At 71.9% G+C, this 26,889-nt stretch carries 29 protein-coding genes; 20 read left to right on the top strand and 9 right to left on the bottom strand.

Going from position 1 to position 26,889, the window contains the following annotated elements:
- Positions 1-4: 4 nt before the first annotated feature.
- Positions 5-1,033, bottom strand: coding sequence for a hypothetical protein (locus ACFRMN_RS17410; RefSeq protein WP_383019966.1), 1,029 nt, complete (start codon positions 1,031-1,033; stop codon positions 5-7).
- A 188-nt stretch (positions 1,034-1,221) separates the two neighbouring features.
- On the bottom strand, positions 1,222-2,823 hold the full coding sequence (locus ACFRMN_RS17405) for an oxidoreductase (protein ID WP_383019964.1): 1,602 nt from the start codon (positions 2,821-2,823) through the stop codon (positions 1,222-1,224).
- A 206-nt stretch (positions 2,824-3,029) separates the two neighbouring features.
- Here ACFRMN_RS17405 and hisD point away from each other — a divergent pair, with 206 nt between their 5' ends.
- The 9 genes from hisD (at position 3,030) to ACFRMN_RS17360 (ending at position 10,100) form a co-directional block, all read left to right on the top strand.
- On the top strand, positions 3,030-4,361 hold the full coding sequence (gene hisD, locus ACFRMN_RS17400) for a histidinol dehydrogenase (RefSeq protein ID WP_383019962.1): 1,332 nt from the start codon (positions 3,030-3,032) through the stop codon (positions 4,359-4,361).
- Positions 4,358-5,467 carry a histidinol-phosphate transaminase gene (locus ACFRMN_RS17395; RefSeq protein WP_383019960.1) on the top strand — a complete coding sequence of 370 codons (1,110 nt, stop codon included), beginning with the start codon at positions 4,358-4,360 and terminating at the stop codon, positions 5,465-5,467. Before hisD ends, ACFRMN_RS17395 begins: the two co-directional genes overlap by 4 nt.
- Positions 5,464-6,057 (top strand): imidazoleglycerol-phosphate dehydratase HisB, encoded by a 594-nt coding sequence (hisB, locus tag ACFRMN_RS17390; protein ID WP_030353542.1) that lies wholly within the window; start codon positions 5,464-5,466, stop codon positions 6,055-6,057. Before ACFRMN_RS17395 ends, hisB begins: the two co-directional genes overlap by 4 nt.
- A 112-nt stretch (positions 6,058-6,169) precedes the next feature.
- Complete coding sequence (locus ACFRMN_RS17385) at positions 6,170-6,337, top strand: hypothetical protein (RefSeq protein WP_383019958.1); 168 nt, start codon at positions 6,170-6,172, stop codon at positions 6,335-6,337.
- Positions 6,334-6,969 carry an imidazole glycerol phosphate synthase subunit HisH gene (gene hisH / locus ACFRMN_RS17380; RefSeq protein WP_383019956.1) on the top strand — a complete coding sequence of 212 codons (636 nt, stop codon included), beginning with the start codon at positions 6,334-6,336 and terminating at the stop codon, positions 6,967-6,969. Before ACFRMN_RS17385 ends, hisH begins: the two co-directional genes overlap by 4 nt.
- A gap of 17 nt (positions 6,970-6,986) precedes the next feature.
- Positions 6,987-7,712, top strand: coding sequence for a bifunctional 1-(5-phosphoribosyl)-5-((5-phosphoribosylamino)methylideneamino)imidazole-4-carboxamide isomerase/phosphoribosylanthranilate isomerase PriA (gene priA / locus ACFRMN_RS17375; RefSeq protein WP_383020132.1), 726 nt, complete (start codon positions 6,987-6,989; stop codon positions 7,710-7,712).
- Positions 7,709-8,179, top strand: coding sequence for a RidA family protein (locus ACFRMN_RS17370; RefSeq protein WP_383019954.1), 471 nt, complete (start codon positions 7,709-7,711; stop codon positions 8,177-8,179). The genes priA and ACFRMN_RS17370 overlap by 4 nt, the downstream gene beginning before the upstream one ends.
- On the top strand, positions 8,176-8,931 hold the full coding sequence (hisF, locus tag ACFRMN_RS17365; protein WP_383019952.1) for an imidazole glycerol phosphate synthase subunit HisF: 756 nt from the start codon (positions 8,176-8,178) through the stop codon (positions 8,929-8,931). Before ACFRMN_RS17370 ends, hisF begins: the two co-directional genes overlap by 4 nt.
- Before the next feature lie 242 nt (positions 8,932-9,173).
- The gene (locus ACFRMN_RS17360; RefSeq protein ID WP_383020130.1) at positions 9,174-10,100 is read left to right on the top strand and encodes an alpha/beta hydrolase family protein; all 927 of its coding nucleotides are present in this window, start codon (positions 9,174-9,176) and stop codon (positions 10,098-10,100) included.
- Between the two features lie 43 nt (positions 10,101-10,143).
- On the opposite strand, the gene ACFRMN_RS17355 is transcribed toward ACFRMN_RS17360, so the two are convergent.
- Complete coding sequence (locus ACFRMN_RS17355; RefSeq protein WP_383019950.1) at positions 10,144-10,776, bottom strand: TIGR03085 family metal-binding protein; 633 nt, start codon at positions 10,774-10,776, stop codon at positions 10,144-10,146.
- 83 nt (positions 10,777-10,859) lie between these two features.
- Between ACFRMN_RS17355 and hisI the strand changes: the two genes are divergently transcribed.
- From hisI to lgt, 11 genes are all read left to right on the top strand, one after another.
- Entirely contained in the window at positions 10,860-11,237 is a 378-nt protein-coding gene (gene hisI, locus ACFRMN_RS17350; RefSeq protein ID WP_383019948.1) for a phosphoribosyl-AMP cyclohydrolase, read from the top strand.
- Between the two features lie 146 nt (positions 11,238-11,383).
- Complete coding sequence (locus tag ACFRMN_RS17345) at positions 11,384-12,871, top strand: anthranilate synthase component I (protein ID WP_383019946.1); 1,488 nt, start codon at positions 11,384-11,386, stop codon at positions 12,869-12,871.
- A gap of 46 nt (positions 12,872-12,917) precedes the next feature.
- Positions 12,918-13,607 (top strand): TIGR02234 family membrane protein, encoded by a 690-nt coding sequence (locus tag ACFRMN_RS17340; RefSeq protein ID WP_383019944.1) that lies wholly within the window; start codon positions 12,918-12,920, stop codon positions 13,605-13,607.
- A 127-nt stretch (positions 13,608-13,734) separates the two neighbouring features.
- Complete coding sequence (locus tag ACFRMN_RS17335; RefSeq protein WP_383019941.1) at positions 13,735-14,031, top strand: HGxxPAAW family protein; 297 nt, start codon at positions 13,735-13,737, stop codon at positions 14,029-14,031.
- A 174-nt stretch (positions 14,032-14,205) separates the two neighbouring features.
- The gene (locus tag ACFRMN_RS17330) at positions 14,206-14,622 is read left to right on the top strand and encodes a DUF2752 domain-containing protein (protein ID WP_383020127.1); all 417 of its coding nucleotides are present in this window, start codon (positions 14,206-14,208) and stop codon (positions 14,620-14,622) included.
- 157 nt (positions 14,623-14,779) lie between these two features.
- Entirely contained in the window at positions 14,780-15,589 is an 810-nt protein-coding gene (trpC, locus tag ACFRMN_RS17325) for an indole-3-glycerol phosphate synthase TrpC (protein ID WP_383019939.1), read from the top strand.
- Between the two features lie 7 nt (positions 15,590-15,596).
- Positions 15,597-15,770: a tryptophan biosynthesis modulator TrpM gene (gene trpM, locus ACFRMN_RS17320; RefSeq protein WP_383019936.1), complete on the top strand. Its 174-nt coding sequence runs from the start codon at positions 15,597-15,599 to the stop codon at positions 15,768-15,770.
- Positions 15,771-15,923: 153 nt separating this feature from the next.
- Positions 15,924-17,159, top strand: coding sequence for a tryptophan synthase subunit beta (gene trpB, locus ACFRMN_RS17315; RefSeq protein WP_383019933.1), 1,236 nt, complete (start codon positions 15,924-15,926; stop codon positions 17,157-17,159).
- A complete protein-coding gene (trpA, locus tag ACFRMN_RS17310) occupies positions 17,156-17,968 on the top strand; it encodes a tryptophan synthase subunit alpha (protein ID WP_383019930.1) in 813 nt (270 codons plus the stop codon). The genes trpB and trpA overlap by 4 nt, the downstream gene beginning before the upstream one ends.
- A 76-nt stretch (positions 17,969-18,044) precedes the next feature.
- Positions 18,045-18,911 carry a DsbA family protein gene (locus tag ACFRMN_RS17305; RefSeq protein ID WP_383019928.1) on the top strand — a complete coding sequence of 289 codons (867 nt, stop codon included), beginning with the start codon at positions 18,045-18,047 and terminating at the stop codon, positions 18,909-18,911.
- Positions 18,912-18,980: 69 nt separating this feature from the next.
- The gene (gene lgt / locus ACFRMN_RS17300) at positions 18,981-19,970 is read left to right on the top strand and encodes a prolipoprotein diacylglyceryl transferase (protein ID WP_383019925.1); all 990 of its coding nucleotides are present in this window, start codon (positions 18,981-18,983) and stop codon (positions 19,968-19,970) included.
- 22 nt (positions 19,971-19,992) lie between these two features.
- Here lgt and ACFRMN_RS17295 read toward each other — a convergent pair whose 3' ends face one another.
- From ACFRMN_RS17295 to ACFRMN_RS17270, 6 genes are all read right to left on the bottom strand, one after another.
- A complete protein-coding gene (locus tag ACFRMN_RS17295; RefSeq protein ID WP_383020125.1) occupies positions 19,993-20,790 on the bottom strand; it encodes an HpcH/HpaI aldolase/citrate lyase family protein in 798 nt (265 codons plus the stop codon).
- Positions 20,791-20,801: 11 nt separating this feature from the next.
- Positions 20,802-22,085, bottom strand: a complete 1,284-nt coding sequence (locus tag ACFRMN_RS17290; RefSeq protein ID WP_383019922.1) for a CaiB/BaiF CoA transferase family protein — start codon at positions 22,083-22,085, stop codon at positions 20,802-20,804.
- Positions 22,082-22,966: a ribokinase gene (gene rbsK / locus ACFRMN_RS17285; protein ID WP_383019919.1), complete on the bottom strand. Its 885-nt coding sequence runs from the start codon at positions 22,964-22,966 to the stop codon at positions 22,082-22,084. The genes ACFRMN_RS17290 and rbsK overlap by 4 nt, the downstream gene beginning before the upstream one ends.
- Positions 22,967-23,078: 112 nt before the next feature.
- Positions 23,079-24,296 (bottom strand): ADP-ribosylglycohydrolase family protein, encoded by a 1,218-nt coding sequence (locus ACFRMN_RS17280; protein WP_383019916.1) that lies wholly within the window; start codon positions 24,294-24,296, stop codon positions 23,079-23,081.
- Positions 24,214-25,572 carry an ADP-ribosylglycohydrolase family protein gene (locus tag ACFRMN_RS17275; protein WP_383019912.1) on the bottom strand — a complete coding sequence of 453 codons (1,359 nt, stop codon included), beginning with the start codon at positions 25,570-25,572 and terminating at the stop codon, positions 24,214-24,216. The genes ACFRMN_RS17280 and ACFRMN_RS17275 overlap by 83 nt, the downstream gene beginning before the upstream one ends.
- Positions 25,569-26,609, bottom strand: coding sequence for an ADP-ribosylglycohydrolase family protein (locus ACFRMN_RS17270; protein ID WP_383020122.1), 1,041 nt, complete (start codon positions 26,607-26,609; stop codon positions 25,569-25,571). Before ACFRMN_RS17270 ends, ACFRMN_RS17275 begins: the two co-directional genes overlap by 4 nt.
- Positions 26,610-26,889 lie beyond the last annotated feature (280 nt).

The raw sequence follows: 26,889 nt of genomic DNA, 5'->3' as shown, positions 1-26,889 counted from the left end.
ACGGTCAAGCGTAGTGGCCGCGGGGCCCTCTCCGTTCTGTCCTGCTCCGCAAAGGCATCGCCGAGGCCACTTGGATCCGTACGGCGTGCCGCGATTCGAGGAACTGACCCAGTGGATCGTCGGTGAGCGAGGTCCACGGGAAGGAGGTCGCGTACGACCCGATCAGCCGGAACTGCTCCAGCGCTTCCTGCCAGCGCCCCCGCTCCACCAGCACATACGTCAGCAGATTGCGCACCTCGGCCGGCCACGGGTCGCCCGCCTCGTACTCGGCGGACACCGCGATCGCGAGATCGGCCGCCGCGTCGATCCGGTCCGCCTGGACGGAGGTGGGCTCGCCGCTCAGCAGCAGGGTGAAGGCGGCGCGCACGGGCAGCGCGCGGACGAGGGAGCCGGGCAGGGCGTCGTACGCCGCCTGTTCGGCGAAGTCGAAGCACTCGCGGTGCGAGCCGTACCACTCGGCGGAGAGGTACTGGAGGGCCGCGACATGGCAGCCGTAGTGGTGCGAGGAGCGGCGCACGGCCTGCTCCCACAGCGACTCGAACGCGGTGTGGGGGGCGTGCGTACCGCGGGCGTGGTCGAGCGCGACCCGCCAGGGCACCGGATCGCGCGGATCACCGTCGGCCGCCGCGTCGATCATCGGGCCCGTCTCCCGCAGCCGCTCGGCGCGGGCCGGTGACTCCCAGGCCCTGCGGATGACCAGCTCGGCCCGGACGAGAAGCGCGTCGGGATCGCGGGGCGCGGCGCGCAGCCAGGCCGTGAGCCACCCGTCCCGGCCGTACGCGAACGCGGCCAGCCGCATCACGTAGCGGTCGCGGTTCTCCCATTCGGCGGCCTCGCGCGTCGTCGCGAGCAGCTTCGCCGCGGGTTCGTACTCACCGAGAGCGGCGGCTACGAGCGCGGGAGCGAGCCGTTCGTCGGGAGCGTCGAGCAGCACCGCGTCGTCCGGCGGCAGCCCGGCGGCGAGCCGCGGGGTGTGCCGGACCATACGCGCGGTGCTGATCAGGGCGCGGAGCAATGACATGGTGCGGACCATTGAAAACCGCAGGTCGCGGCCGCGCCAGGGGGCAGCTGTGAAGCTTTCGTATCGGGCGAAAAGGTTGTAGCGCCCAAAGTCAAGGCAAGGTAAAGAAACCCGGGATGCCGCGACATCCCGGGTGCGCCAGGGGACTGCCCGGGATGCCCTCGGCGGGTCCGGGTATCCATACGCTCCGCAGCCGTCTGTCAGCCCCGCCGCAGCAGCCGGGACGCTCCCGCCGCCACTGTCGTCGCCAGGATCCAGCCCAGCATGATCAGCACCGCCGCCGCCCACTGCCAGCCGCCCTCCAGCAGCCAGTGGCCGTCCTGGCCCAGGTCGATCACCGGGATCAGCAGGTCCAGGGCGAACAGCGCGGGATTCCACGCCGGGTGCCCGTCGCCCTTGATCGGCGGCGGGGCGTGGCGGGCGAAGGCGACCGTACTGGCTCCCCACAGCACCGCCATCCACAGCGCCGCCCGGCCCGGCCGGTAGCCGTACGCCACCGTCCAGTCCTGGAGGTAGCCCCAGAGCTTCGCCGCGAGCGGCAGCGTCTCGCGGCGCCGGCGCTGTTTGGCGAGAAGGACCTCGCGCGCGTCCGCGTCTTCGCCGCTGTTGCGCAGGACTTGGGCCAGCCGCTCGTACGGCTCCGGGGAGTACTCCGGGGTCGCCGCCGCCACCCACTCCAGCCGCCTGATCAGCGGGAAGTGGCCGAACGGGACGAGGTTCTCGTACGCGAAACCGCCCATCGCGAGTCCGCCTGGGCCCGGCCAGCTGGTCGACATGTCGACCAGTGTGATGATCTTCGCGCCGCTCAGCACGACCCTGCCTTCCTCCACCCGCTCGCACTTGAACCGCAGCTCGGGGGTGTTGATCCGGCGCAGCGACAGTTCCTCCGTGGGGGAGAGACAGAACCGCGCCTGGTCCATGTCGACCGCGTCGCCGAAGCGGCCGTCGTCCAGCCGCACTCCGCCTCGGCACTCGAAGCGCTGCAACCGCGTGCCGAGGAGCGGTGTTGCGACGCTGCCGACGCCGTGCGGGGGTGTCATCCCGGGGTCACCGGTCTCCGTGCTCACCCACGCGCCCGTCATGTACAGCGACCGCTCCACCGTCAGCTGCGGTGCGTTGAGCGCCCGCCGCTCCTCCGCGGCGCGCAGCCGGCTGCCGCGCAGGCTCAGTGACACGCCGATCTTGGCACCGCGCAGACTGACCTCGCCATATGTCTCGATCTGATCGGCCTGGAGGTCCTGGGCGACGGACATTCCGTCCGCGGTGATCGCCCGGCCCAGCCGGTCGGGACGCACATCGATCTGGCTGATCAGCAGATCCGTACCGATCTGGGCGTCGGTCAGCCGGATACCCCGCTCTACCCGGCAGCGCGGCAGATGGAGATCGCCCTCGGTGTGCAGCCGGGCCGCCTCCAGCCGGGGGATGGCGCAGCCCACCATCCGCAGGGTGGTGAAGCGCGACTCGGGCAGCACCACCTCGTTCTCGAAACGGCAGTGGTTCAGCTCGACGTACGGGGCGATCGTGCCGCCCGCGAGATTGAGCGTGCCGGTGATCTGCACCCCGCGGAGCTTGAGCGCGGCGACCCGCCCGGGCAGCGCGGCGGGGCCGTTGAGCAGGAGCAGCGCGATGACCCTGGCGCGGACACTGCGGTCCGTGCCCCAGGGACGCGGTGCGAAGGGGTCGTTCAGTAATGCGTCCGACGTGCTCAGGTCGTACGTACTGCCGTTGCGGAACGACTGCCACATGCCGAGTTCCGCCGCGCTGAGCCAGTCCGGAGATTCGTCGTTGTGCGGCTCGGTCACGGCCGCGCCTCCGCTTCCCCTGTGCGTACGGATGGTCCGTACAACTGATGACGGATGTCCGTGCGACTGATGAAAGGTGGTCGTACATGCGTTGTTCCCGCTGAGTGACGTGCTGAACGCTAATGGTGACCCGTAGTGAACATGGCGTGTATCAGCCAGTGATACGCGCGACCGGCGGCCTGATCCGGTCTGAGAGAATTGACCCCGTGATCTCACGAATCGATCTGCGCGGCGACGCCCTCCCCGAGGGTGGAGACCTGCGTGACCTGCTGCCCCGAGCCGAGTTCGACGTGGAAGCCGCCCTGGAGAAGGTGCGCCCGCTCTGTGAGGACGTGCGCCATAGGGGTACGGCGGCGCTGATCGACTCCGCGCGGAAGTTCGACGGAGTGACACTGGAGCGGGTCCGGGTGCCCGCGAAAGCCCTTATTGACGCCCTGGAAGCGCTTGATCCGGCCGTACGGGCCGCGCTGGAGGAGTCGATCCGGCGCGCCAGGCTGGTCCACCGCGCGCAGCGGCGCTCCTCGCACACCACTCAGGTCGTGCCCGGCGGCACGGTCACCGAGAAGTGGGTGCCGGTCGGGCGGGTGGGGCTGTACGCGCCCGGCGGCCGGTCCGTCTACCCGTCGTCCGTGATCATGAACGTGGTGCCGGCCCAGGAGGCGGGCGTCGAGTCGATCGCCCTGGCCTCTCCGGCGCAGCGAGAATTCGGCGGCCTGCCGCACCCGACGATCCTGGCCGCGTGCGCGCTGCTCGGGATCGACGAGGTGTACGCGGCCGGTGGCGCCTCGGCCGTCGCGATGTTCGCGTACGGCACCCCGGGCCCCGACGGCTGCGCGCCCGCCAACATGGTCACGGGCCCCGGCAATGTCTGGGTCGCCGCCGCCAAGCGCTACTTCACCGGCCGGATCGGTATCGACGCCGAGGCGGGCCCGACCGAGATCGCGATCCTCGCGGACGCGACCGCCGACCCGGTGCATGTCGCGGCCGACCTGATCAGCCAGGCCGAGCACGACCCGCTGGCCGCCGCCGTCCTGGTCACCGACTCCGCCGAGCTGGCCGACGCCGTCGAGAAGGAGCTGGAGCCGCAGGTCGCGGCGACCAAGCACATCGAGGACCGGGTGGTCCCCGCGCTCTCCGGCCGGCAGTCCGCGATCGTGCTGGTCGACTCCGTCGAGGACGGCCTGCGGGTCGTCGACGCGTACGGCGCCGAGCACCTGGAGATCCAGACCGCCGACGCCGCCGCGCTGGCCGCGCGGGTCCGCAACGCGGGCGCGATCTTCGTCGGCCCGTACGCCCCGGTCTCGCTCGGCGACTACTGCGCGGGCTCCAACCACGTACTGCCGACCGGCGGTTGCGCCTGCCACTCCTCGGGACTCTCCGTCCAGTCCTTCCTGCGCGGTATCCACATCGTGGACTACAACGAGGAGGCCCTGGCCGAGGTCGCCCACCATGTGGTGACGCTCGCCGAGGCCGAGGACCTGCCCGCGCACGGCGCGGCGCTCAAGGCGAGGTTCGCGTGGAAGGTGCCCGGAAAGTGACGTTCGGTATCGACGATCTGCCCGTACGGGACGAGCTGCGCGGCAAGTCCCCCTACGGCGCGCCCCAGCTGGACGTCCCCGTACAGCTGAACACCAACGAGAACCCGTACCCGCTGCCCGAGCCGCTGGTCGAGCGGATCACCGAGCGCGTCCGCGAGGCCGCCCGGAGCCTCAACCGCTACCCCGACCGGGACGCCGTCGAGCTGCGCACCGAGCTGGCACGGTATCTCACCCGCACCGGAAAGCACCCGCTGACCGCCGCGAACGTCTGGGCCGCCAACGGCTCCAACGAGGTCATCCAGCAACTGCTCCAGACCTTCGGCGGTCCCGGCCGTACGGCGATCGGCTTCGAGCCCTCCTACTCGATGCACGGACTGATCGCCCGCGGCACCAACACCGGCTGGCTCTCAGGACCGCGCAACGAGGACTTCACCATCGATGTGGAGGCGGCGAGGAAGGCCGTCGCCGAGCACCGCCCCGATATCGTCTTCATCACCTCGCCCAACAACCCCACGGGCACGGCGGTCGACGCCGGGACCGTCCTCGCGCTCTACGAGGCCGCCCAGGCCGCCGGGCCGACCCTGGTCGTGGTCGACGAGGCGTACGTCGAGTTCAGCCACCGCGACTCCCTGCTGCCCCTCATCGAGGGCCGGCCGCTGCTCGTCGTGTCGCGCACGATGTCCAAGGCGTTCGGGGCCGCCGGGCTGCGTCTGGGCTATCTCGCCGCGCACCCCGCCGTGATCGACGCCGTCCAACTGGTGCGCCTGCCGTACCACCTGTCCGCCGTCACACAGGCCACCGCGCTCGCCGCGCTGGAGCACACCGATACGCTGCTCGGGTACGTCGAGACGCTCAAGGCCGAGCGGGACCGGCTGGTGCGGGAGTTGCGGGCGATCGGTTACGAGGTCACCGAGTCGGACGCGAACTTCGTCCAGTTCGGCCGCTTCGAGGACTCCCACGCGGCCTGGCAGCGGATCCTCGACCGGGGTGTCCTCATCCGTGACAACGGCGTACCGGGCTGGCTGCGGGTCACCGCGGGCACCCCGTCCGAGAACGACGCGTTCCTCGACGCGGTACGTGAAATGAAGAAGGAGCAGCGCGCATGAGCCGCATCGGCCGTGTCGAACGCAGTACGAAGGAGACCTCCGTCGTCGTCGAGATCGATCTCGACGGCAGCGGCAAGGTCGATGTGTCGACCGGGGTCGGCTTCTACGACCACATGCTCGACCAGCTCGGCAGACACGGCCTGTTCGACCTCACCGTGAAGACCGAGGGCGATCTGCACATCGACTCGCACCACACCATCGAGGACACCGCGCTGGCCCTCGGCGCCGCCTTCAAGCAGGCCCTCGGCGACAAGGTCGGGATCTACCGCTTCGGCAACTGCACCGTCCCGCTGGACGAGTCGCTGGCCCAGGTGACGGTGGACCTGTCGGGGCGGCCGTATCTCGTGCACACCGAGCCCGAGAACATGGCGCCGATGATCGGCGAGTACGACACGACCATGACCCGGCACATCCTGGAGTCGTTCGTCGCGCAGGCGCAGATCGCGCTGCACGTACACGTTCCGTACGGGCGCAACGCGCACCACATCGTGGAGTGCCAGTTCAAAGCCCTCGCCCGCGCCCTGCGGTACGCCTCCGAGCGCGACCCGCGGGCTGTTGGGATTCTTCCTTCGACCAAGGGTGCTCTGTGAGCGACGCACGCGCGGCCGCCGGGCCGCAGGCGGACATGATGCCCGCACCTCTGCGCCGTGTGGGCGACGGTGACATCAGCCGCAGCCGCGGCGGGGCGAACGAGGAGATGCTGTGACCGGTCTGTCGACCATTCTGATCGTCGTGGGGCTCTTCCTCGCCGGCGGTGTGTACTCGTTCCACAAGCAGAAGCTGCCCATGGGCGTGATCGTGCTGCTGGGCATCTGTTCCGTGCTGTGTCTGGTCGCCGGGGTCCTGCGTATCCAAGGGATCTGGGGATGAGCAAGAACGTCGTCGTCTTCGACTACGGATTCGGCAATGTCCGCTCCGCTGAGCGCGCCCTCGCCAGGGCCGGCGCCGACGTCGAGATCACCCGCGACTTCGACCGCGCCATGAACGCGGACGGGCTGCTCGTCCCGGGCGTCGGGGCCTTCTCCGCCTGTATGAAGGGCCTCACGGCTGCCCGCGGCGAGTGGATCATCGGCCGCAGGCTCGCCGGTGGCCGGCCCGTCATGGGGATCTGCGTCGGGATGCAGATCCTCTTCGAGCGCGGTATCGAGCACGGCGTGGAGACCGAGGGTCTTGACGAGTGGCCCGGCACGGTCGCGCCGCTCAAGGCCCCGGTCGTCCCGCACATGGGGTGGAACACCGTCGAGGCACCCGAGGGCAGTGAGCTGTTCGCCGGGCTCGGCCCGGAGGTCCGCTTCTACTTCGTGCACTCGTACGCCGTGCACGAGTGGGGCCTTGAGGTCACCAACCCCAAGATCCGTGCTCCCAAGGTCACCTGGGCCACCCATGGCGAGCCGTTCGTCGCCGCCGTGGAGAACGGCGCCCTGTGGGCCACCCAGTTCCACCCCGAGAAGTCCGGCGACGCCGGCGCCCAGCTGCTGACCAACTGGATCGGAACCCTCTGATGTCACCCGAGGCTCTTGTGCCGAAGCTTGAACTCCTGCCCGCCGTCGACGTCCGCGACGGCCAGGCCGTCCGGCTCGTCCACGGCGAGTCCGGTACGGAGACGTCGTACGGCTCCCCGCTCGAAGCGGCCCTCGCCTGGCAGCGCTCGGGCGCCGAGTGGCTGCATCTGGTCGACCTCGACGCGGCGTTCGGCACCGGTGACAACCGCGCCCTGATCGCCGAGGTCACCGAAGCCATGGACATCAAGGTCGAACTGTCCGGCGGGATCCGCGACGACGCCTCGCTGGCCGCGGCCCTCGCCACCGGCTGCACGCGGGTCAACCTCGGTACGGCCGCGCTGGAGAGCCCCGAGTGGGTCGCCAAGATCATCGCCGAGCACGGCGACCGGATCGCGGTCGGCCTCGACGTACGCGGTACGACGCTGCGCGGGCGCGGCTGGACCCGTGACGGCGGTGATCTCTACGAGACACTGGCCCGGCTGGACTCCGAGGGCTGCGCGCGGTACGTCGTCACCGACATCGCCAAGGACGGCACCCTCCAGGGCCCCAACCTGGACCTGCTCAAGAACGTCTGCGCCGTCACCGACAAGCCGGTCGTCGCCTCCGGCGGGGTCTCCTCGCTGGACGATCTGCGCGCGATCGCCACGCTGGTGCCCGAGGGCGTCGAGGGCGCGATCGTCGGCAAGGCGCTGTACGCCAAGGCGTTCACTCTGGAAGAGGCGCTGGCGGCGGTGTCCGGATGAGCGACGGCGTACGCGACGGCGCACGCGCCGGAGAGGTACGGAAGATCTCGTCCGACGGTCCCTGGGAGGAGTCCATCGGCTACTCACGCGCGGTGGAACTCCCCAACGGCCTGGTCCTGGTGGCCGGATGCACGGCGATGGTCGACGGCAGGATCTCGGCGGGCGGCCCCTACGAACAGGCCAGGGCCGCCTTCGGGGTCGCCGTCAAGGCGCTGGAGGAGCTGGGGCTCGGCGCGGAGCATGTGGTGCGCACACGTATGTACATCACCCATGTACGGGACGCCGACGACGTGGGCCGTGCCCACAAGGAGCTGTTCGACGCCGTACGTCCCGCCGCGTCGATGATCGTCGTCTCCGGCTTCATCGACCCGAGTCTGGTCGTCGAGGTCGAGGTCGAGGCGTACCGGCCCGAAGCACAGCGGCCCGAGGCGCAGCGGCCCGAAGCGCACCGAGGAGGTGCCGGATGACACTCGCCGTACGAGTCATTCCCTGCCTGGACGTGGACAACGGCCGGGTGGTGAAGGGCGTCAACTTCCAGAACCTGCGGGACGCGGGCGACCCGGTCGAGATGGCCAAGCTGTACGACGCCGAGGGCGCCGACGAGCTGACGTTCCTCGACATCACCGCCTCCTCCGGCGACCGCGAGACGACGTACGACGTGGTGCGCCGCACCGCCGAGCAGGTCTTCATCCCGCTCACGGTCGGCGGTGGCGTACGCACCCCCGAGGATGTCGACAAACTGCTCCGGGCGGGCGCGGACAAGGTCGGCGTCAACACCGCGGCCATCGCGCGCCCCGAACTCATACGGGAGATCGCGGAACGCTTCGGGCGTCAGGTGCTGGTGCTGTCGGTCGACGCGCGGCGCACGCCGTCGGGGTCCTTCGAGGTGACGACGCACGGCGGACGCAGGGGCACCGGCATCGACGCCGTCGAATGGGCGCACCGCGCTGCCGAGTTGGGCGCGGGGGAGATCCTGCTCAACTCGATGGACGCCGACGGTACGAAGGACGGCTACGACACGGAGATGATCGCGGCCGTACGCGGGCATGTCACCGTGCCCGTCATCGCGTCCGGGGGCGCGGGCAGGCTCGGTGACTTCGCGCCGGCCATCGAGGCGGGCGCCGACGCCGTTCTGGCCGCCTCCGTCTTCCACTTCGGTGATCTGCGGATCTCGGAGGTCAAGGGCGCGCTGCGCGAGGCGGGTCATCCGGTGCGCTGACGCGCGCCGCGCACGCGGTGGGTCAGCCTCCGTTCGTGAAGGTCGGTCAGGTCCGGTGAGAACCGGCGAGAACTGGTGAAGACCGGTGAACTCGCCGGTGCTCATCCGCCGGTTTCGCCGCGACAGTGGAATCGCCAGTCATCATCGCGGTTCCACTCCGGTGCGCCCGACGGCATTCGACGATTCGCGGCAGCTCGCGGTGTGGCTCCGTCACGACCGAGAGGCACCCGCCGTGCACCCGTATCCCCCACTACGTTCCGCCACCCCTCACTCCCCCCGCTCCTCAACGCTCATGGGCGGGCGCGCTCGCGACCGCCGCTCTGGTCGCCGTGCTGATCCCCGGCGCGTCCGGCGCGCGGGCCGCCGGCCCCGCCGAGGCCGCGGACAACCCGTACGAGCGCGGACCGGCCCCGACCGTGGCCACCATCGAGGCCGACCGCGGCCCGTACGCCGTCTCACAGACCCCGGTCGCCCCGGGCGCCGTCAGCGGATTCGGCGGCGGCACGATCTACTACCCGACCTCCACCGCGGACGGCACCTTCGGCGCCGTGGCCGTCGCGCCCGGCTTCACCGGTACGCAGTCGAGCATCGCCTGGCTCGGGCCCCGGCTCGCCTCCCAGGGCTTCGTCGTCTTCACCATCGACACCCTGGGCGGCCTCGACCAGCCCGCGAGCCGGGGCCGCCAACTCCTCGCGGCGCTGGACCATCTGACGGTGAGTTCGGCCGTCAGCGGCCGGATCGACCGCGCGCGGCTGGGCGTCATGGGCCACTCGATGGGCGGTGGCGGCGCACTGGAGGCCGCCAAGAACCGCACCTCGCTGAAGGCGGCCGTCCCGCTGACCGCCTGGAACCTGGACAAGACCTGGCCCGAAGTGCGTACCCCCACCCTGGTGGTCGGGGCCGACGGCGACACCGTCGCGCCCGTCGCCTCGCACTCCGAGCCCTTCTACACCTCGCTGCCGGGCTCGCTCGACAAGGCGTATCTGGAACTGAAGGGAGCCACCCACAACGCGCCGAACACCGCGAACACCACCATCGCGAAGTACAGCGTGTCCTGGCTGAAGCGGTTCATCGACAACGACACCCGCTACGAGCGGTTCCTCTGCCCGCTGCCCCAGCCGGGCCCGGCCATCGTGGAGTACCGCGGGAACTGCCCGCACCACTCCTGACGAACCGGCCCCTGGATCAACCGGCCCCCGGATCAACCAGCCCCTAGATACCGAGCTTCGCTTCCTGGAGCCGCGCGATCGCGTCCTTGTCGCCGTCCAGCTCCACATTCGCCGCCGACTGCCGGCCGAACGCGAAGAGCAGCAGCTCACCCGGCTCGCCGGTGACCGTCACCACCGGTGTGCCGCGGTGGGCCACGGCCGTCTGGCCGTCCGGGCGGCGCAGCACCAGGCCGACCGGGGACTTCCGGCCCATCATCCGGCCGGCCTTCTCCAGCCGCGACCACAGCGTGTTCGCGAAGACGCTGTCCAGCTCCCGGGGCGCCCAGTCCGGCTGCGCCCGCCGTACGTCCTCGGTGTGGACATAGAACTCGACGGTGTTCGCGGCCTCGTCGATCTGCTTGACGCCGAACGGGGACATCCGGGGCGGGCCGGTACGGATCAGCTGGATCAGCTCCTCGTACGGCTTGGCGAGATACTCCGCCTGCACCCGTTCGAGCCGGTTCCTGAGCACGGCCAGTACCGTCCCGCCCGCCGCGTCCGGGCGGCGCTCGCGGACCACGACATGGGCCGCGAGATCGCGGGTCAGCCAGCCTTCGCAGAGCGTCGGCGCATCGGGGCCGGCAGCCTCCAACAGGTCGGCGAGCAGAAGTCGTTCACGCTTCGCATGGGTCGACATACCCGTAAGCCTACGGCGGCCCGGCCCCGTCCGCCCAGTGGACGGCCCGGCCGCCTGCCCCGAAGGCGCGGCACAATGGCCGTATGACCAGCACGCCCCCGTCCACGGGTCCGGCCGGCGGACTCGACCCCGCCATCGCCGCCCGGCTCAAGCGCAGCGCCGACGGCCTCGTCCCGGCCATCGCCCAGCAGTACGACACCGGCGAGGTGCTGATGCTCGGGTGGATGGACGACGAGGCCCTGCACCGCACCCTGACCACCGGCCGCTGCACCTACTGGTCGCGCAGCCGGCGGGAGTACTGGGTCAAGGGCGACACCTCGGGCCATGTCCAGCACGTCAAGTCCGTCGCCCTGGACTGCGACGCCGACACCGTTCTGGTCCAGGTCGACCAGGTGGGCGCCGCCTGCCACACCGGCGCGCGGACCTGCTTCGACGCCGACGTACTGCCGCTCGGCCGCTGACGTCCGGACGGCGACCGTACGGGCGTCCGGGCGGCGGCCGTACGGTGGTGACCTCCGCGTGGTGACCTCCGCGTGGTGACCGTACGGAGCGGGCGTTCAACAGTCCGCGCCCAACGCCTTCCGTCCAACGAGTAGGGTCAGCGGCCATGGACCTTGAGACCTTCCGCAAGCTGGCGGTGGACCGCCGCGTCATCCCCGTCAGCCGGCGCCTCCTCGCGGACGGCGACACCCCGGTCGGCCTGTACCGCAAGCTCGCCGCCGAGCGCCCCGGCACCTTCCTGCTGGAGTCCGCGGAGAACGGCCGCTCCTGGTCCCGCTACTCCTTCATCGGGGTACGGTCCGCCGCCACCCTCACCGAGCGCGACGGCGTCACCCACTGGCTGGGCACCCCGCCCGTCGGCGTCCCCGTCGACGGGGACCCGCTGGTGGCCCTGCGCGCCACCGTGGAGGCCCTGCACACCCCCCGTGACCTCTCCTCCGGCATGCCGCCCTTCACCGGCGGCATGGTCGGCTACCTCGGCTACGACATCGTCCGGCGGCTGGAGCGGATCGGCGAGCACGGCCGCGACGATCTGCGCATCCCCGAGCTGACCATGCTGCTCACCTCGGATCTCGCCGTACTCGACCACTGGGACGGCACCGTCCTGCTGATCGCCAACGCCATCAACCACAACGACCGCGACACCGGTGTGGACGAGGCGTACGCGGACGCCGTCGCCCGGCTCGACGCCATGGCCGCGGATCTCGCCGAGCCGGTACGGTCCGCGCCCACCGCGCTGCCCGTCTCCGAACTGCCCGAGTACACCGCGCTCTGGGGCGGCCCCGACTACCAGGCCGTGGTCGAGGACATCAAGGAGCGCATCAGGGCGGGCGAGGCCTTCCAGGTCGTCCCTTCCCAGCGCTTCGAGACCCCCGTCACCGCGAGCGCGCTGGACGTCTACCGGGTCCTGCGGGCCACCAACCCGTCGCCGTACATGTACCTCTTCCGCTTCGACGGCTTCGACGTCGTGGGCTCCAGCCCGGAGGCGCTGGTCAAGGTCGAGGACGGCCGGGCGATGGTCCACCCCATCGCCGGCACCCGGCCGCGCGGCGCCACGCCGCGGGAGGACCAGGCCCTCGCCGACGAACTGCTCGCCGACCCCAAGGAACGCGCCGAGCATCTGATGCTCGTGGACCTCGGCCGCAACGATCTCGGCCGGGTCTGCGAGCCAGGCACCGTCGAGGTGGTCGACTTCATGTCCGTCGAGCGCTACTCGCACGTCATGCACATCGTGTCCACGGTGACGGGACGGGTCGCCGAGGGGCGCACCGCCTTCGACGTACTGACCGCCTGCTTCCCCGCGGGCACCCTCTCCGGGGCCCCCAAGCCGCGCGCCATGCAGATCATCGACGAGCTTGAGCCCACCCGGCGTGGCCTGTACGGCGGCTGCGTCGGCTATCTCGACTTCGCCGGGGACTCCGACACCGCCATCGCCATCCGTACCGCCCTGCTGCGTGACGGCACGGCGTATGTGCAGGCGGGAGCGGGTGTTGTCGCCGACTCCGATCCGGTCTCCGAGGACACGGAGTGCCGGAACAAGGCCGCCGCCGTGCTCCGCGCCGTCCACACGGCCAACCGGCTGAACGCCGGGTAACCCCCGGGCGGCCGGGCGGGTGGAGCCGTAGGGGATAGTGGGGTGCGTGAGTGCCGTACCCGTACCCCAGCCCCGTACCGCAGGACCCGCGGCCACCGCCAGGAGCGGCGGCGGCGGGGGCCGTCGCGCTCTCGCCGCGGCGCTGCTGCTCGGTGCCGCCGGCGCCGCCGTCGCGTTGATCGCCTCCGGCCAGATCTGGGCCGAGGGCACGGCGGCCGTGGGCGGCGGCTCCGTGCCGCTCGACGCCGACGGCCGGGATGTCACCGGAGTTCCGGCCGCGCTCGGCATCGTCGGACTCGCGGCGCTCGTCGCCGTCTTCGCCGTACGCGGAGCGGGGCGCGTCCTGGTCGCGGCGCTGCTCGCGCTGAGCGGCGCGGGCGTGGCCGTCGCCGCGTTCCTCGGCGCGTCGGACAGCACGGCCCTCGACGAGATGGCCGCGAAGACCACCGGCGACAGCGCCGCCACCGTCGACGCCCTGACCCACACCGCGTGGCCCTACGTGACCGTGGCCGGTGGTGTGCTGATCCTGCTCGCGGGCGCTCTGGCCCTGCTGTACGGGCGGCGCTGGCCGGGGATGTCGGGCCGGTACGAGCGGCCCGGCGCGGGTCCTGACGGGCGTGGCGGCGGCGGACGCGGGCACGCGGCGGCCGGCAAGGCGCCCGCCGTGGACCCCGACCGTCCCGAGGACCTGTGGAAGGCACTGGACCGCGGCGAGGACCCCACGCGGGAGAGCTGACTCACACCGTCGTACCCCAGGGGCCTGTACGGGTCCCGTATGCGGGACAATGTGGGTTGAACGTCCGACTCACACGGCGCGACAGCAACGCACAGCGCAACAGCAACACAGCAACGAGGAGCAACTCATGGCGGGCACCAGCCACGGACACACCCCGGCCGCCTGGACCGGCGCGACCATCTGCTTCATCGGCTTCTGCATCGCGGGAGTCTTCATGGTGGCGGCGAACCAGCCCGGGTTCTGGGCCGGTATCGGCGTGGCCCTGCTCGGTGGCGTCGTCGGCCTGGCGATGAAGGCCGCGGGCCTGGGCATGCCGAAGGAGTCGGCGGAGATGGCGGAGGCGAGGGCCGCCGCGGTGCGGCAGCACATCGAGAACCCCGCGGGTACGCAGGCCCGGTCCGAGGCGCAGGCGCAGACCGTCTGACGGACCGCGTCGGCGCACGCCCCGGCGCGCGCACTGAGATGTACCGCGCGCACTGAGATGGACAAAGACGCGGTCCGGCGGGACCGGGCTGCGTCTTTCCGTACGAACGGGGACAATCACCGGGTGGATGACGCCCTGCCTGTGCCCGCGCCCGACCGGTCGGCCCGTCCGCCGATGACTCCGCCGACGACTCCGTCGATGACGCGGCGGCTGCTGCCGCCGCTCGCCACCCTCGCGGGGGTGGCCGCCGCCTTCACCTACGTCGGGCTGGTCGACCCGAACGAAACCGGCCACTACCCGGTCTGCCCGCTGTACGGCCTGACCGGCGTCCTCTGCTTCGGCTGCGGCGGGCTGCGCAGCGCCCACGCCGTCGCGCACGGCGACTGGATCGCCGCCCTCGGCGACAACGCCCTCGCCACCATCGGCTATCCGGTCTTCGCCGTCCTGTGGGTGGTGTGGCTCGTACGTGCCCGGAGGGCGCTCCCCGTGGCGATCACCCTGCGGCCCTTCTGGTGGTGGGCCCTCGGCGGGGTGATCCTGGCCTTCAGCGTCATCAGAAACCTGCCCTTCGGCTCGTCGCTCGCGCCATGATGGTCCAGGCGGTGTCATGCTCGGCCCACCGGATGCGGGTCCTCCGGCCAGTTCCGGCTAGCATCGATATGGCTGATCCTGATCCAATGGCCGGTCCGAGCGGATCTGATCGGCGACCGAGCTTGATTCGAACCAGTCCCGGAAGGGGGCCGCTCGCGTGAGTGTGCTCGACGAGATCATCGAAGGCGTACGCGCCGACCTCGCAGAGCGGCAGGCGCGCGTGGGCCTTGACGAGCTCAAGGAGCGCGCGGCGAAGGCGCCTCAGGCCAAGGACGGTGTCGCCGCCCTGCGCGGCGAGGGCGTCCATGTGATCTGCGAGGTCAAGCGCTCCAGTCCGTCGAAGGGCGCGCTCGCCGCGATCGCCGACCCCGCGGCCCTGGCCGCCGACTACGAGGCGGGCGGCGCCGCCGTCATCTCCGTACTGACCGAGCAGCGCCGCTTCGGCGGCTCGCTGGCCGACCTGGAGGCCGTACGCGCCAGGGTCGACATCCCGGTCCTGCGCAAGGACTTCATCGTCACCTCGTACCAGCTGTGGGAGGCGCGCGCGTACGGCGCCGACCTGGTGCTGCTGATCGTCTCCGCGCTGGAGCAGCCGGCCCTGGTCTCGCTCATCGAGCGCGCCGAGTCGATCGGGCTCACCCCGCTCGTCGAGGTGCACGACGAGGACGAGGTCGAGCGGGCCGTGGACGCCGGGGCGAGGATCATCGGTGTCAACGCCCGCGATCTGAAGACGCTGAAGGTCGACCGGAGCACGTTCGAGCGGGTCGCCCCCGAGATTCCGGCCGGCATCGTGAAGATCGCCGAGTCGGGGGTGCGCGGGCCGCACGACCTGATCGCGTACGCGAACGCCGGGGCCGACGCGGTGCTCGTCGGGGAATCGCTGGTCACCGGCCGGGACCCGAAGTCCGCGGTGGCCGATCTGGTGGCGGCGGGCGCCCATCCGGCGCTGCGGCACGGGAGGGACTGAGCTCACCGTGTCCGCGACTTTCGTTGCCGTGCGTGTGCCGCACGCGCCGCTGGCGCGCGGGTGCCGCCCGCGCGGGTGCCGTGCGCCCGCGCGGCGGGTGCATGGGCGACGGGTGCGGTACGTGATCGGCGATGAGCCGGGGCAGGTCAACGGGATGCGATGGCGCGGGGCCGCGCGTTAGGCGTGGCCTTCGCGGTGCGGTGCCCACGGGTTGTGTGCGCGGTGCCGTGCCTTCTGGCCGTGCCCTCGTGTCCGTCGCCGGGCGCGGGGCCATCTCGCCTTGGCGCAACACGGTGCTCCCTCTCCGTCTCCGTCGCTCCTGAGGAGTTCTCGCGTGTCCGAGTTCTTTGTTCCTGACCCTGACGGTCATGTCCCGAGCGCCGAAGGGTACTTCGGTGCCTTCGGCGGCAAGTTCATTCCCGAGGCGCTGGTCGCCGCCGTCGACGAGGTCGCCGTCGAGTACGAGAAGGCCAAGGGCGACCCCGCCTTCGCCGCCGAGCTCGATGACCTCCTGGTCCACTACACCGGGCGGCCCAGCGCGCTGACCGATGTGCCGCGGTTCGCCGAACACGCCGGTGGTGCCCGGGTGTTCCTCAAGCGGGAAGATCTGAATCACACCGGCTCCCACAAGATCAACAATGTGCTGGGGCAGGCATTGCTGACGAAGCGGATGGGCAAGACCCGGGTCATCGCCGAGACCGGGGCCGGGCAGCACGGCGTCGCGACCGCGACCGCCTGTGCGTTGTTCGGGCTTGAGTGCACCATCTACATGGGGGAGATCGACACCGAGCGCCAGGCCCTGAACGTGGCCCGGATGCGGATGCTCGGTGCCGAGGTCGTGCCCGTGAAGTCCGGCAGCCGGACGCTGAAGGACGCCATCAACGAGGCGTTCCGCGACTGGGTCGCCAATGTGGACCGTACGCACTATCTGTTCGGGACGGTCGCGGGGCCGCATCCCTTCCCCGCGATGGTGCGGGACTTCCACCGGGTCATCGGCGTCGAGGCCCGGCGGCAGATCCTGGAGCGGGCCGGGCGGCTGCCCGATGCCGCCGTGGCGTGTGTGGGGGGCGGGTCCAACGCGATCGGGCTCTTCCACGCGTTCATCCCCGACGCGGGCGTACGGCTGGTGGGCTGTGAGCCGGCCGGGCACGGGATCGAGAGCGGGGAGCACGCCGCCACCCTGACCGCGGGCGAGCCCGGCATCCTGCACGGGTCGCGGTCGTACGTTCTCCAGGACGAGGAGGGCCAGATCACCGAGCCGTACTCGATCTCGGCCGGTCTCGACTACCCCGGCATCGGCCCCGAGCACGCGTATCTCAAGGACAGCGGGCGCGGGGAGTACCGGGCGGTGACCGATGACGACGCGATGCGGGCGCTGCTGCTGCTGTCGCGTACGGAGGGCATCATTCCGGCGATCGAGAGCGCGCACGCGCTGGCCGGCGCGCTGGAGGTCGGGCGCGAGCTGGGCGAGGACGGGCTGATCATCGTCAACCTGTCGGGGCGCGGCGACAAGGACATGGACACGGCCGCCCGCTACTTCGGGCTGTACGACGGGGAGGGCACCAAGTGAGCGGGAACATCCAGCTGCTGAGCGACACACTCGCGGCGGCGAAGGCCGAGAACCGCGCCGCGCTGATCGCCTATCTGCCCGCCGGGTTCCCGACCGTGGACGGTGGGATCGAGGCCGTGAAGGCCGTCTTCGACGGTGGCGCGGACGTGGTCGAGGTGGGGCTGCCGCACAGCGACCCGGTCCTCGACGGGCCCGTCATCCAGACCGCCGACGACATCGCGCTGCGGGGCGGTGTGAAGATCGCGGATGTGATGCGTACGGTCCGCGAGGCGCACGGGGCGACCGGTAAGCCGGTGCTCGTGATGACGTACTGGAATCCGATCGACCGGTACGGGATCGAGCGGTTCACCGCCGAGCTGGCCGAGGCGGGCGGCGCCGGGTGCATTCTGCCGGATCTGCCCGTGCAGGAGTCCGCGCTGTGGCGTGAGCACGCCGAGAAGCACGGGCTGGCGACCGTGTTCGTGGTGGCTCCGAGCAGCAAGGACGAGCGGCTGGCGAAGATCACGGCGGTCGGCACCGGCTTCGTGTACGCGGCGTCGCTGATGGGCGTCACCGGTACGCGTGCCTCGGTGGGCCTGGAGGCCAAGAACCTGGTGGAGCGTACGCGCGCCACGACCGGGCTGCCGGTCTGTGTCGGGCTCGGGGTGTCCAACGCGGAGCAGGCGGCGGAGGTCGCCGGATTCGCGGACGGTGTGATCGTCGGGTCCGCGTTCGTGAAGCGGATGCTGGACGCGGAGGACGAGGTGGCGGGGCTGGCCGCGGTGCGCGCGCTCGCGGGTGAGCTGGCCGAGGGCGTTCGCAAGCGCTGACGGGTGATCTCACCCGTACGGGTGGACCTGGGACCGGGGAGGTGCGTAGGCGCCTCCCCGGTTCGTTGCTGTGGGCGTGAGCGAGAAGAACCGTGAGGCAAACCGGAGCGCGAGAGAGCGGCTCCAGCAGGAACGTGCGGCGGACAGGACGCGGGAGAAGCGCCGGCGGACCCTGGTCGCCTCCGCGGCGGTGGTCGGAGTCCTCGGCCTGGTCGCGGTGGTCGGGCTGGTCGTCGCGAATGTCGGCAAGGACAAGGCCGACAGCGCGGGGGGCCCGGTCAGCGCGCCGTCGGGGCTGACGGGCAAGGACGATCTGGCGATCCCCGTGGGAGCGACGGACGCGCCGTCCACGCTCACGGTGTGGGAGGACTTCCGCTGCCCGGCCTGCGCCCAGTTCGAGAACGGCTTCAGGAGCACGATCCAGCAGCTGGAGAAGGCGGGGGAGCTCAAGGTCGAGTACCACCTCGCCACACTCATCGACGGCAATATGGGCGGTACGGGCTCGCTGCGCGCGGCCAACGCGGCGGCGTGCGCGCAGGACGTCGGCGAGTTCGCCCCGTACCACGATGTGCTCTACCAGAACCAGCCCGCGGAGACGGACGACGCCTTCGCCAAGAACAGCTATCTGCTGGATCTGGCGGGCAAGGTCGACGGGCTGGAGTCCGCGTCCGGCTTCCGGGAGTGTGTGGAGGGCGGCAAGCACGACGACTGGGTGAACAAGTCCGCCGAGGCGTTCCGGACGGGTGGTTTCTCCGGGACGCCGACCGTGCTGCTCAACGGTGAGTCGGTCTTCCCGAAGAAGGGCGCCGAGAACATCACGCCCGACAATCTGAAGAAGTGGGTCACCCAGGCCAACAAGGGCAAGAAGGCGGGTACGACCACCCCGTCCGCGCCCTCCTCGATCCCGGTCGGTTCGGCGCCCGCGGGGACCCCGTCGCCCTGAGCTCGTTATGCAGAAGTTGCCGGGCGGGTTGCCTTGGATCCCGCCCGGCACTGTAGCGTCGGTTCTGCCATGGACCTTGCATACATTCCCAGCCCGTCGACCGGAGTGCTCCACCTCGGACCGCTCCCGCTGCGCGGCTATGCCTTCGCCATTCTCATCGGGTTGTTCGTCGCCCTCTGGATCGTCAACCGGCGCTGGGTCGCCCGTGGCGGCAAGCCGGGAACGACCACGGACATCGCCGTCTGGGCCGTACCGTTCGGTCTGCTCGGTGGCCGCTTGTACCACGTCATCACCGACTACCAGCTGTACTTCGGTGAGGGGCGCGACTGGGTCGACGCCTTCAAGATCTGGGAAGGCGGCCTCGGCATCTGGGGCGCGGTGATGCTGGGCGCCGTGGGCGCGTGGATCGGCTGCCGCCGCCGCGGGATCGCGCTTCCGCCGTACGCCGACGCGCTGGCCCCGGCCCTCGCCGTGGCCCAGGCCATCGGACGCTGGGGAAACTGGTTCAACCAGGAGCTGTACGGGAAGTCGACCGATCTGCCGTGGGCGCTGAAGATCAGCGAGGGGCCCAACCGGGAGGCCGGTCTCTACCACCCGACGTTCCTGTACGAGTCCCTGTGGTGCCTCGGGGTCGCGGCGCTGGTCATCTGGGCGGAACGCCGCTTCAAGCTCGGACACGGACGGGTCTTCGCGCTCTATGTCGCGGCGTACTGCGCGGGCCGCGGCTGGATCGAGTACATGCGGGTCGACGAGGCGCACCACATCCTGGGCCTCCGGCTCAATCTGTGGACCGCGATGATCATCTTCCTGCTCGCCGTTGTCTATCTGGTGGTCTCCAGCAAGCTGCGGCCCGGCCGTGAGGAGATCGTGGAACCGGACAAGGACGCCGGCGTCCCGGCGAAGGACGACGACGCCAAGGAATCCGCCGAGGAATCCGCGGAGGATGGCTCCGATGGCTCCGATGGCTCCGATGAGGCCGCGGTGACCGCCGAGGCGCCCGGAACCGCCGGGAAGAGCGAGGATCCGTTGTCCGGAGCGGCCAAGGACGGGCGCGGCTGAGCCCTCCCCGGGCTCCCCGGGCTTACCGGCGGCTCGCCAGCGACAGGGTTCCGCGGGCCGCCGCCACGATCGCCGCGTCCACGAAACGGCCGTCGGGCAGGGCGTGCGCGCCCGCGTCGGCCGCCGCCGCCTCGATGATCTCCTCGGCCTCGACGATCTCCCGGGCGGTGGGCAGATACGCCCGCTCGATGACCGGCAGCTGGCGCGGGTGGATCGCCGCCCTGCCGACGAGCCCCAGCGCTCTGCCGCGGCGGCAGGACGCCGCGAGGCCGTCAAGATCCCGCACGTCGGGGTAGACCGACTGGGCGGGCGGTGCCAGGCCCGCCGCGCGGGCCGCGACCACGGCCCGGCCGCGTGACCAGTCCAGGCCCGCGTCGTCCCGTACCCCCAGATCGGCGCGGAGGTCCGCCTCGCCCAGGGCGATGCCCCGGACCGCCGGGTGGGCGGCGGCGATGGCGTGGGCGTGTTCCACCGCGAGGGCCGATTCGAGCAGCGCGTAGAGCGGGACATCGGGCGCGCGCGATGCGACGCGGTGGATGTCCGAGGCGTGGCTGACCTTCGGAACGCGCAGCCCGGCGAGCCCCGGGAGGCCGGCCAGCGACGGCAGGTCCCGTTCGTCGGCGATCCGGACATGGACCGGGGTCTCGTGGGAGGACGACAGGAACTCGGTGGTGGCCGCGCGCGCGTACGCCTTGCGGTCGGGCGGCACCGCGTCCTCCAGGTCGACGATCACGACGTCCGCGCCGCAGGACAGCGCCTTCGCCATTGTCTGCGGACGGTCCCCGGGCACATACAGCCAGGTGAGAGGGATCGGCCGGATGAGCGGCGCGGTCACAGTACGTCGGCCGAGCGAAGCGCGGCGATCTCGGGCCGGGACAGGCCCAGCTCGGTCAGGACGGCATCGGTGTCCGCGCCGTGCGGGCGGCCCGCCCAGCGGATGGAACCGGGGGTCTCGGAGAGCCGGAAGAGGACGTTCTGCATCCTGAGCGGCCCCAGCTCCGGGTCGGGGACCTCGGTGACGGTGTCCAGGGCCTGGTACTGGGGGTCCGCCATGACCTCGCGGATGTCGTAGACGGGCGCGACCGCCGCCTCGGCCTTCTCGAACGCGGCCATGGCCTCCTCGCGGGTGTGCCGGGCCATCCAGTCGCCCACGGCGGCGTCCAGCAGGTCCGCGTGATCCGCGCGCCCGCTGCCGGTGGTGAACCATGGCTCGTCGATCAGCTCCGGGCGGCCCACCAGGCACATCACGCGTTCGGCGATGGACTGCGCGGACGTGGAGACCGCGAGCCAGGAGCCGTCGGCCGTGCGGTAGGTGTTGCGCGGGGCGTTGTTGCGGGAGCGGTTGCCGGTGCGCGGCTGTACGTAGCCGAGCTGGTCGTACCAGAGCGGCTGCGGGCCGAGGACGGTGAGGATCGGCTCGATGATCGCCAGATCCACCACCTGGCCACGGCCCGTGACGGCCCGGCCGCTGAGCGCCGTCATCACCGCGTACGCCGTGGCCAGCGCGGCGATCGAGTCGGCCAGGCCGAACGGCGGCAGTGTGGGCGGGCCGTCCGGCTCGCCCGTGACGGCGGCGAACCCGCTCATCGCCTCGGCGAGCGTGCCGAACCCGGGGCGGTGGGAGTACGGGCCGAACTGCCCGAAGCCCGTCACCCGGGTGAGTACGAGCCGGGGGTTGGCGGCGGGCAGCTCTTCCCAGCCGAGCCCCCATTTCTCCAGGGTGCCGGGCCGGAAGTTCTCGATGATCACATCCGCTCCGGCTGCGAGCCCGAGCAGCAGATCACGGCCGCCCGGGGTGGAGAGATCGAGGGTGATGGGCCGCTTGTTGCGGCCGAGGAGCTTCCACCACAGGCCCACGCCGTCCTTCGAGGGGCCGTGCCCGCGCGACGGGTCGGGGCGAGTGGGGTGCTCGACCTTGATCACCTCGGCGCCGAAGTCACCGAGCATGGTGGCGGCGAGCGGGCCCGCGAAGAGCGTCGCGAGGTCGAGGACGCGCAGACCGGCGAGGGGCGGGGCGGGCTCGCCGGGTCCGGGCGGCCCGGCTGGCCGGCCGGGTTCGGGCCGTCCGGATTCGGGCTGCTGAGGGGCGGGGCTGCTGGGGGCGGGCGCGCTCATCGGACCTCGATCTCGGTGCGGTACGGCATGGAGGTGGACGCCCCGGGGCGCTGCACACAGAGCGCGGCGGCGGCCGACGCCCAGCTCATCGCCTCGGGCATGGGGCGGCCCTCGCACAGCGCGACGGCGAGAGCGCCCACATAGGTGTCACCGGCGCCGGTCGTGTCCACGGCGGACACCCGGGGCGCGGTCACCAGGACGGACGCCGTGTCCCGGGCCGCGTACAGACTCCCCGCCGCGCCCATGGTGATCACGACCTCGGGGACCCGCAGGAGCAGGGCCTCGGCCGCCGCGTGCGGGGCGGCGATCCCGGTGAGGGTGGCCGCCTCGTGCTCGTTGGGTACCAGCAGATCGACGGCGGCGAGGAGTTCCGGCGGCAGGGGCTGGGCGGGCGCCGGGGTGAGGATGGTGCGTACGGAGTGCCGGCGCGCCGCCTCCGCGCCCTCCAGCACGGCGCTCAGCGGAAGTTCGAGCTGGAGGAGCAGGGTGTCGGCGGCGGCGATCACGCTTTCGTCGCCGGGCCCGAGCCCGCTGACCGTACCGTTCGCCCCCGGGATGACGACGATCGCGTTGCCGCCCTCGTCGTCGACCACGATATGGGCGGTGCCCGAGGCGCCCTCGTGGGTGCGCAGGAGATCCGTGTCGACCCCGGAGGCTTCGAGGGTGTGCCGCAGCAGCTCTCCGTACTCGTCCGCGCCGACCGCGCCGATCATCGCGACCTCACCGCCCGCGCGGGCGGCGGCGACGGCCTGGTTGGCGCCTTTGCCGCCGGGGATCGTACGGAAATCCCGTCCGGTCACGGTCTCGCCGTGCTTCGGGGCGTGCTCGACATACACGACGAGATCCATATTGGCGCTGCCGAGCACCACGATGCCGCTCATGCGCGACGCGCCTCCCTCTGCGGCTTCTTCCCGGCCCGGCCGTCCCGCGCTGCCCGGCGCGGTTCATGGCCGATCAGATCCTCGGGCTGTACCCGGGTGATACGCGGATCGCTCATCGGGCGCCCGCTGGCTGCTGAGCCGAAGCCGGCTGAGGGGACGTCACATGAGACGGCGTCAGCTCGACGAACGCCGCCTCGTGCGCGCGGCGGCGTTCCGTATCGCGGGCGAACACCTCGTACGCCACCTTCGTCAGCGCGCTCGCCGGGGCGTGCAGATCGAGGCGGCTCGCCTCGGCCACGTCCCGCGCCCACTCGGCGGGGACGGCCGCCTCGCCGCCCAGCGCCCCGGCGAGCGCGCCGCTCATGGTGGCGATCGAGTCGCAGTCCCGGCCGTAGTTGACCGAGCCGAGGACCGTACGGCGGTAGTCGCCCGCGCCGATCAGCAACATGCCGAGCGCGATGGGCAGTTCCTCGATGGAGTGCAGCCGGGAGGGGCGGCGGGCGCCGAGCGACGGGGCGCGGTAGTGCGGGCCGACCGTGTCGAACGGCGCGACCGCCTCGCGCAGCCCGCGCAGCGAGGACTCCGTGTCGCGGTGCCGGGCGGCCACCGCGCACACCGCCTCGATCGCCGCGCGCGTGCCGTCCTTCGCCAGGCCCAGACAGGTCGCCACCACCGACGCGGGGGTGGCGTCCGGCAGACACGCGGCGGCCACGGCGGCGGCGAACACCCCGGCCGCCTCCCGCCCGTACGAGGACTGGTGCGCGCCCGCCACCTCGATCGCCTCGGCGTAGGCGGCGGCCGGATGCGCCGCGTTGACCAGACCGATGGGCGCCATGTACATCGCCGCACCGCAGTTGACGATATTTCCGGTGCCCGCCTCGCGCGGATCGACATGCCCGTAGTGCAACCGGGTCACCAGCCACTTCTCGGCGAGGAAGATCCGCTGGAGCGGCAGCGCCTCGGCTTCGAGCTCCGGGATCCAGCGCGGGGTGGAGATCAGGTCGGGCACGAGATGGTCGGCGACCGCGTACGCGTCGAGATGGTCGCGGACCTTCTCGTACACCCGGATCAGCGCGTGCGTCATCAGGGTGTCGTCGGTGATGTGTCCGTCGCCCTTGTGGTACGGGGCGAGCGGGCGGGCGGTGCGCCAGTCCTCGTTCCACGGTCCGACGATGCCGGACACCCGGCCGCCGTGCCGTTCCACGATCTGCTCGGGGGAATACCCCTCGACCGGACCGCCGAGCGCGTCACCGACGGCCGCGCCGATCAGACAGCCGGTGATCCGGTCCGTGAGGGGGAGGGGCGTCGGGGGTGCGCTCTGTGGTGTCATGTCTGAATTGTCCATCCGGAGTGGTCAGTTCCGTGGCTGCGAGCAGTCCGGCGAGTTCGACGAGATCGGTCCCGGCGAGCCGGGGGAGCGCACACCCCGCCAAGGTCCGGCAGGCGTCCCGCCAGGCGGCCGGTACGGCGTCGCCCCCGCCGAGCGCGCCGGTCAGCGCGCCGGCGAGGGCGGGCGCGGAGTCGGCGACCCTGGACAGACAGGCGGCGGAGGGCACCGCTCCGGCGACACTGCCACCGGCGGCGAGGGCCAGGGCGAGGGCGACCGGGACGGTCTCGGCCGCGGCGATGCCGTAGCTGTAGACATGGTCGACGATCTGATGCTCAAGCAGCGGTACGAGCGCGAAGGCGCCGGCCGGTTCACCGGCGAAGTCGCGGGCCAGCTTGACGGCGTGGCGGGCGTTGCGGCCGATCTCCGTGGACTCGGGCAGCTGGTCGAGAGCGGCCTCCACGGCGGCCTCGGTGTCCCCGCCGCCGAGCGCGGTCGCGACGGCCGCGGCCATGGCGCGGGCGCCGTACACCCCGTCACCGTCCTGGGTGTACCGGGCGTCGAACTCGGCGAGTTCGGCGGCGGCGCCCGGGTCGCCGGGATGGACGACGGCGAGAACGGCGGCCCGTACGCACGCGGCGTCGTCGAAGTAGTGCGGGTTGTCATGGCCGGTGGCGGGCGGGCGCAGCCCGGTGGCGAGATTCCCGAGCCCCGCGCGTACGGAGATCCGTGCCCGCAGGGGCGGTACGGCCGACTCCACCTCGGGCGCGCGGGCCGCCGCGGCGGCGATCTCGCAGGCGAGGGAGTTCCACGCGAGATCGACGGCGGCCCGCATCCGGCGGTCGGCTCCCAGGTGCTGGAAGAGATCACCGGCGGCGGTGAGCACGGACTCGGCGGCGAAGGCGGCCCACTCGGCGTCGTCGGAGGGGCCGAGTCTGAGCGGTTCGGGGGGCTGGTTGAGCGCGATGGGCACGGGGAGGGTGGTGGTCGCGTTCTGCTCGGCGAAGGTGTCCAGCTCCCGGGTGAGCCGGCGCGTCCACTCGGGCATCCGCGCGGCCCGGTGCCGGGCGGCGGGCCACCCGGCGGCGTCCCCGGCGGCGAGCCCGAGGAGCAGCCCCTCGATCCGGCGGAGGGGGGTGCCGGGGGACCCGGAAGCGTCGGGGGAACTGGGAGTGTCGGAAGTGCCGGAAGCCTTGGGGGAGGCGGGGGAGTCGGGGGATTCGCGTTCGGCCGCCCACGGCCGGTCGCCGCGCGCCCGGTCCCGCTCGATCGCTGTCATGACGCCACCCTTTCGTCGTAGTCCGGCATGAGCAGGTCCGCGATGTCCAGTACGTGGTAGCCGCGCATCGAGGGCAGACAGCTGCCCCGGACCGGGCCGATGACCGAGGACCATTCCCCGGGGATCGCCGCCGCCCCCGACATCGCCCCCGCCAGGGCGCCCGCGACCGCCGCGGTGGTGTCGGCGTCCCGGCCCATGTTGACCGCCGTCAGGACCGACGTACGGAAGTCCCCGCGCGCCGCCGCGAAGGCGCCGAAGGCCAGTCCCACCGCCTCGGGGGCCAGATCGGTCCACGGATAGCCGCCGATGACCACCGAGGAGCGGACGGCGCGCTCCATCGTGAGCGTGTCGGGGTACGCCCGCTGCGCGGCCACGACCCCCCGGCGCAGGGTGCGGGCCGTCCAGGAGTCCATGGGGACCACGGAGAGCGCCGCGGCGATCACCGACGCGGGCCCGGCGCCGCCCATCGCCGCGGCGACCCCGGCCGCCACCGCCCGGCCGCCGTAGATGCCCTCGCCGTCGTGGCTGACCCGGCCGTCGACGGCGACCAGCCGCGCGGCCTCCTCGGGGCGGCCCGCGGCGAAGACGCCGAACGGCGCCGCGCGCATCGCGAGCCCGTCGCTCCAGGCGTGCCGGTGCTGGGCCGTGATGGGCGCGGCGAGCCCGCGCCGCAGATTCTCCAGCGTGCCGCGCTCGCTGAAACCGGCCCCGCGGAAGGGGCCCTCGTCATGGTCCGCGAGCCAGTGGTGCCAGGCGTTCTCCACATGGGCGACGGTCAGGGCCGAGCCGTGCCGGGCGAGCAGCAGCCCGGAGAAGATCGCGTACTCGGTGTCGTCGGTGCCCGCCGGATTGTCGGACACGAACCCTTCGATCCGGCCCCACCTGCGGCGGATCTCGGAAGGCCGCATGTTCTCCGCCGGGGCGCCGATCGCGTCGCCCACGGCGAGCCCCAGCAGGGCACCGCGCGCCCGGTCCCGGAGCACCGCGGCCGCGTCGGCCTCGGTGTGTACCGCGACGGCGTCAACCTCGGGGTGCACCGCGGCGGTGTCAACCTCGGCGTGTACCGCGACCGCGTCAACCTCGGGGTCGCGAGGGACTGACTCCATGGTGTGGCCCTTTCGCGCGAGCCTGTGTCACCGCGTCCGCGCCGTATCACCGCGTCCGCGTCTCCGCATCTGTGCCACACGGAGGGCCGGGGGAGTCCGGGAAACCCCGCTGTCACCCGGGTGACATCCGTGCCGAGACCCGGCTCAAGGCCGGTAAGTACGGCCTTCCTTGCTGGCGGGAGCCATTTTTCGTGCGTACTTTCGAGGCATG

The sequence above is a fragment of the Streptomyces sp. NPDC056835 genome (assembly GCF_042789485.1).
Lineage (GTDB): Bacteria > Actinomycetota > Actinomycetes > Streptomycetales > Streptomycetaceae > Streptomyces.
This window is presented reverse-complemented; position numbering and strand designations above follow the sequence as displayed.

Coding starts and splice junctions, on each gene's coding strand:
- ACFRMN_RS17410 (WP_383019966.1), bottom strand. CDS start 1,033: ATGGTCCGCACCATGTCATTGCTCCGCGCCCTGATCAGCACCGCGCGT.
- ACFRMN_RS17335 (WP_383019941.1), top strand. CDS start 13,735: ATGGCGGGCACCAGCCACGGACACACCCCGGCCGCCTGGACCGGCGCG.
- ACFRMN_RS17280 (WP_383019916.1), bottom strand. CDS start 24,296: ATGACACCACAGAGCGCACCCCCGACGCCCCTCCCCCTCACGGACCGG.
- rbsK (WP_383019919.1), bottom strand. CDS start 22,966: ATGAGCGGCATCGTGGTGCTCGGCAGCGCCAATATGGATCTCGTCGTG.
- ACFRMN_RS17345 (WP_383019946.1), top strand. CDS start 11,384: ATGGACCTTGAGACCTTCCGCAAGCTGGCGGTGGACCGCCGCGTCATC.
- ACFRMN_RS17290 (WP_383019922.1), bottom strand. CDS start 22,085: ATGAGCGCGCCCGCCCCCAGCAGCCCCGCCCCTCAGCAGCCCGAATCC.
- ACFRMN_RS17370 (WP_383019954.1), top strand. CDS start 7,709: ATGAGCGACGGCGTACGCGACGGCGCACGCGCCGGAGAGGTACGGAAG.
- hisF (WP_383019952.1), top strand. CDS start 8,176: ATGACACTCGCCGTACGAGTCATTCCCTGCCTGGACGTGGACAACGGC.
- lgt (WP_383019925.1), top strand. CDS start 18,981: ATGGACCTTGCATACATTCCCAGCCCGTCGACCGGAGTGCTCCACCTC.
- hisI (WP_383019948.1), top strand. CDS start 10,860: ATGACCAGCACGCCCCCGTCCACGGGTCCGGCCGGCGGACTCGACCCC.
- hisH (WP_383019956.1), top strand. CDS start 6,334: ATGAGCAAGAACGTCGTCGTCTTCGACTACGGATTCGGCAATGTCCGC.
- ACFRMN_RS17330 (WP_383020127.1), top strand. CDS start 14,206: ATGACTCCGCCGACGACTCCGTCGATGACGCGGCGGCTGCTGCCGCCG.
- hisB (WP_030353542.1), top strand. CDS start 5,464: ATGAGCCGCATCGGCCGTGTCGAACGCAGTACGAAGGAGACCTCCGTC.
- ACFRMN_RS17275 (WP_383019912.1), bottom strand. CDS start 25,572: ATGACAGCGATCGAGCGGGACCGGGCGCGCGGCGACCGGCCGTGGGCG.
- ACFRMN_RS17355 (WP_383019950.1), bottom strand. CDS start 10,776: ATGTCGACCCATGCGAAGCGTGAACGACTTCTGCTCGCCGACCTGTTG.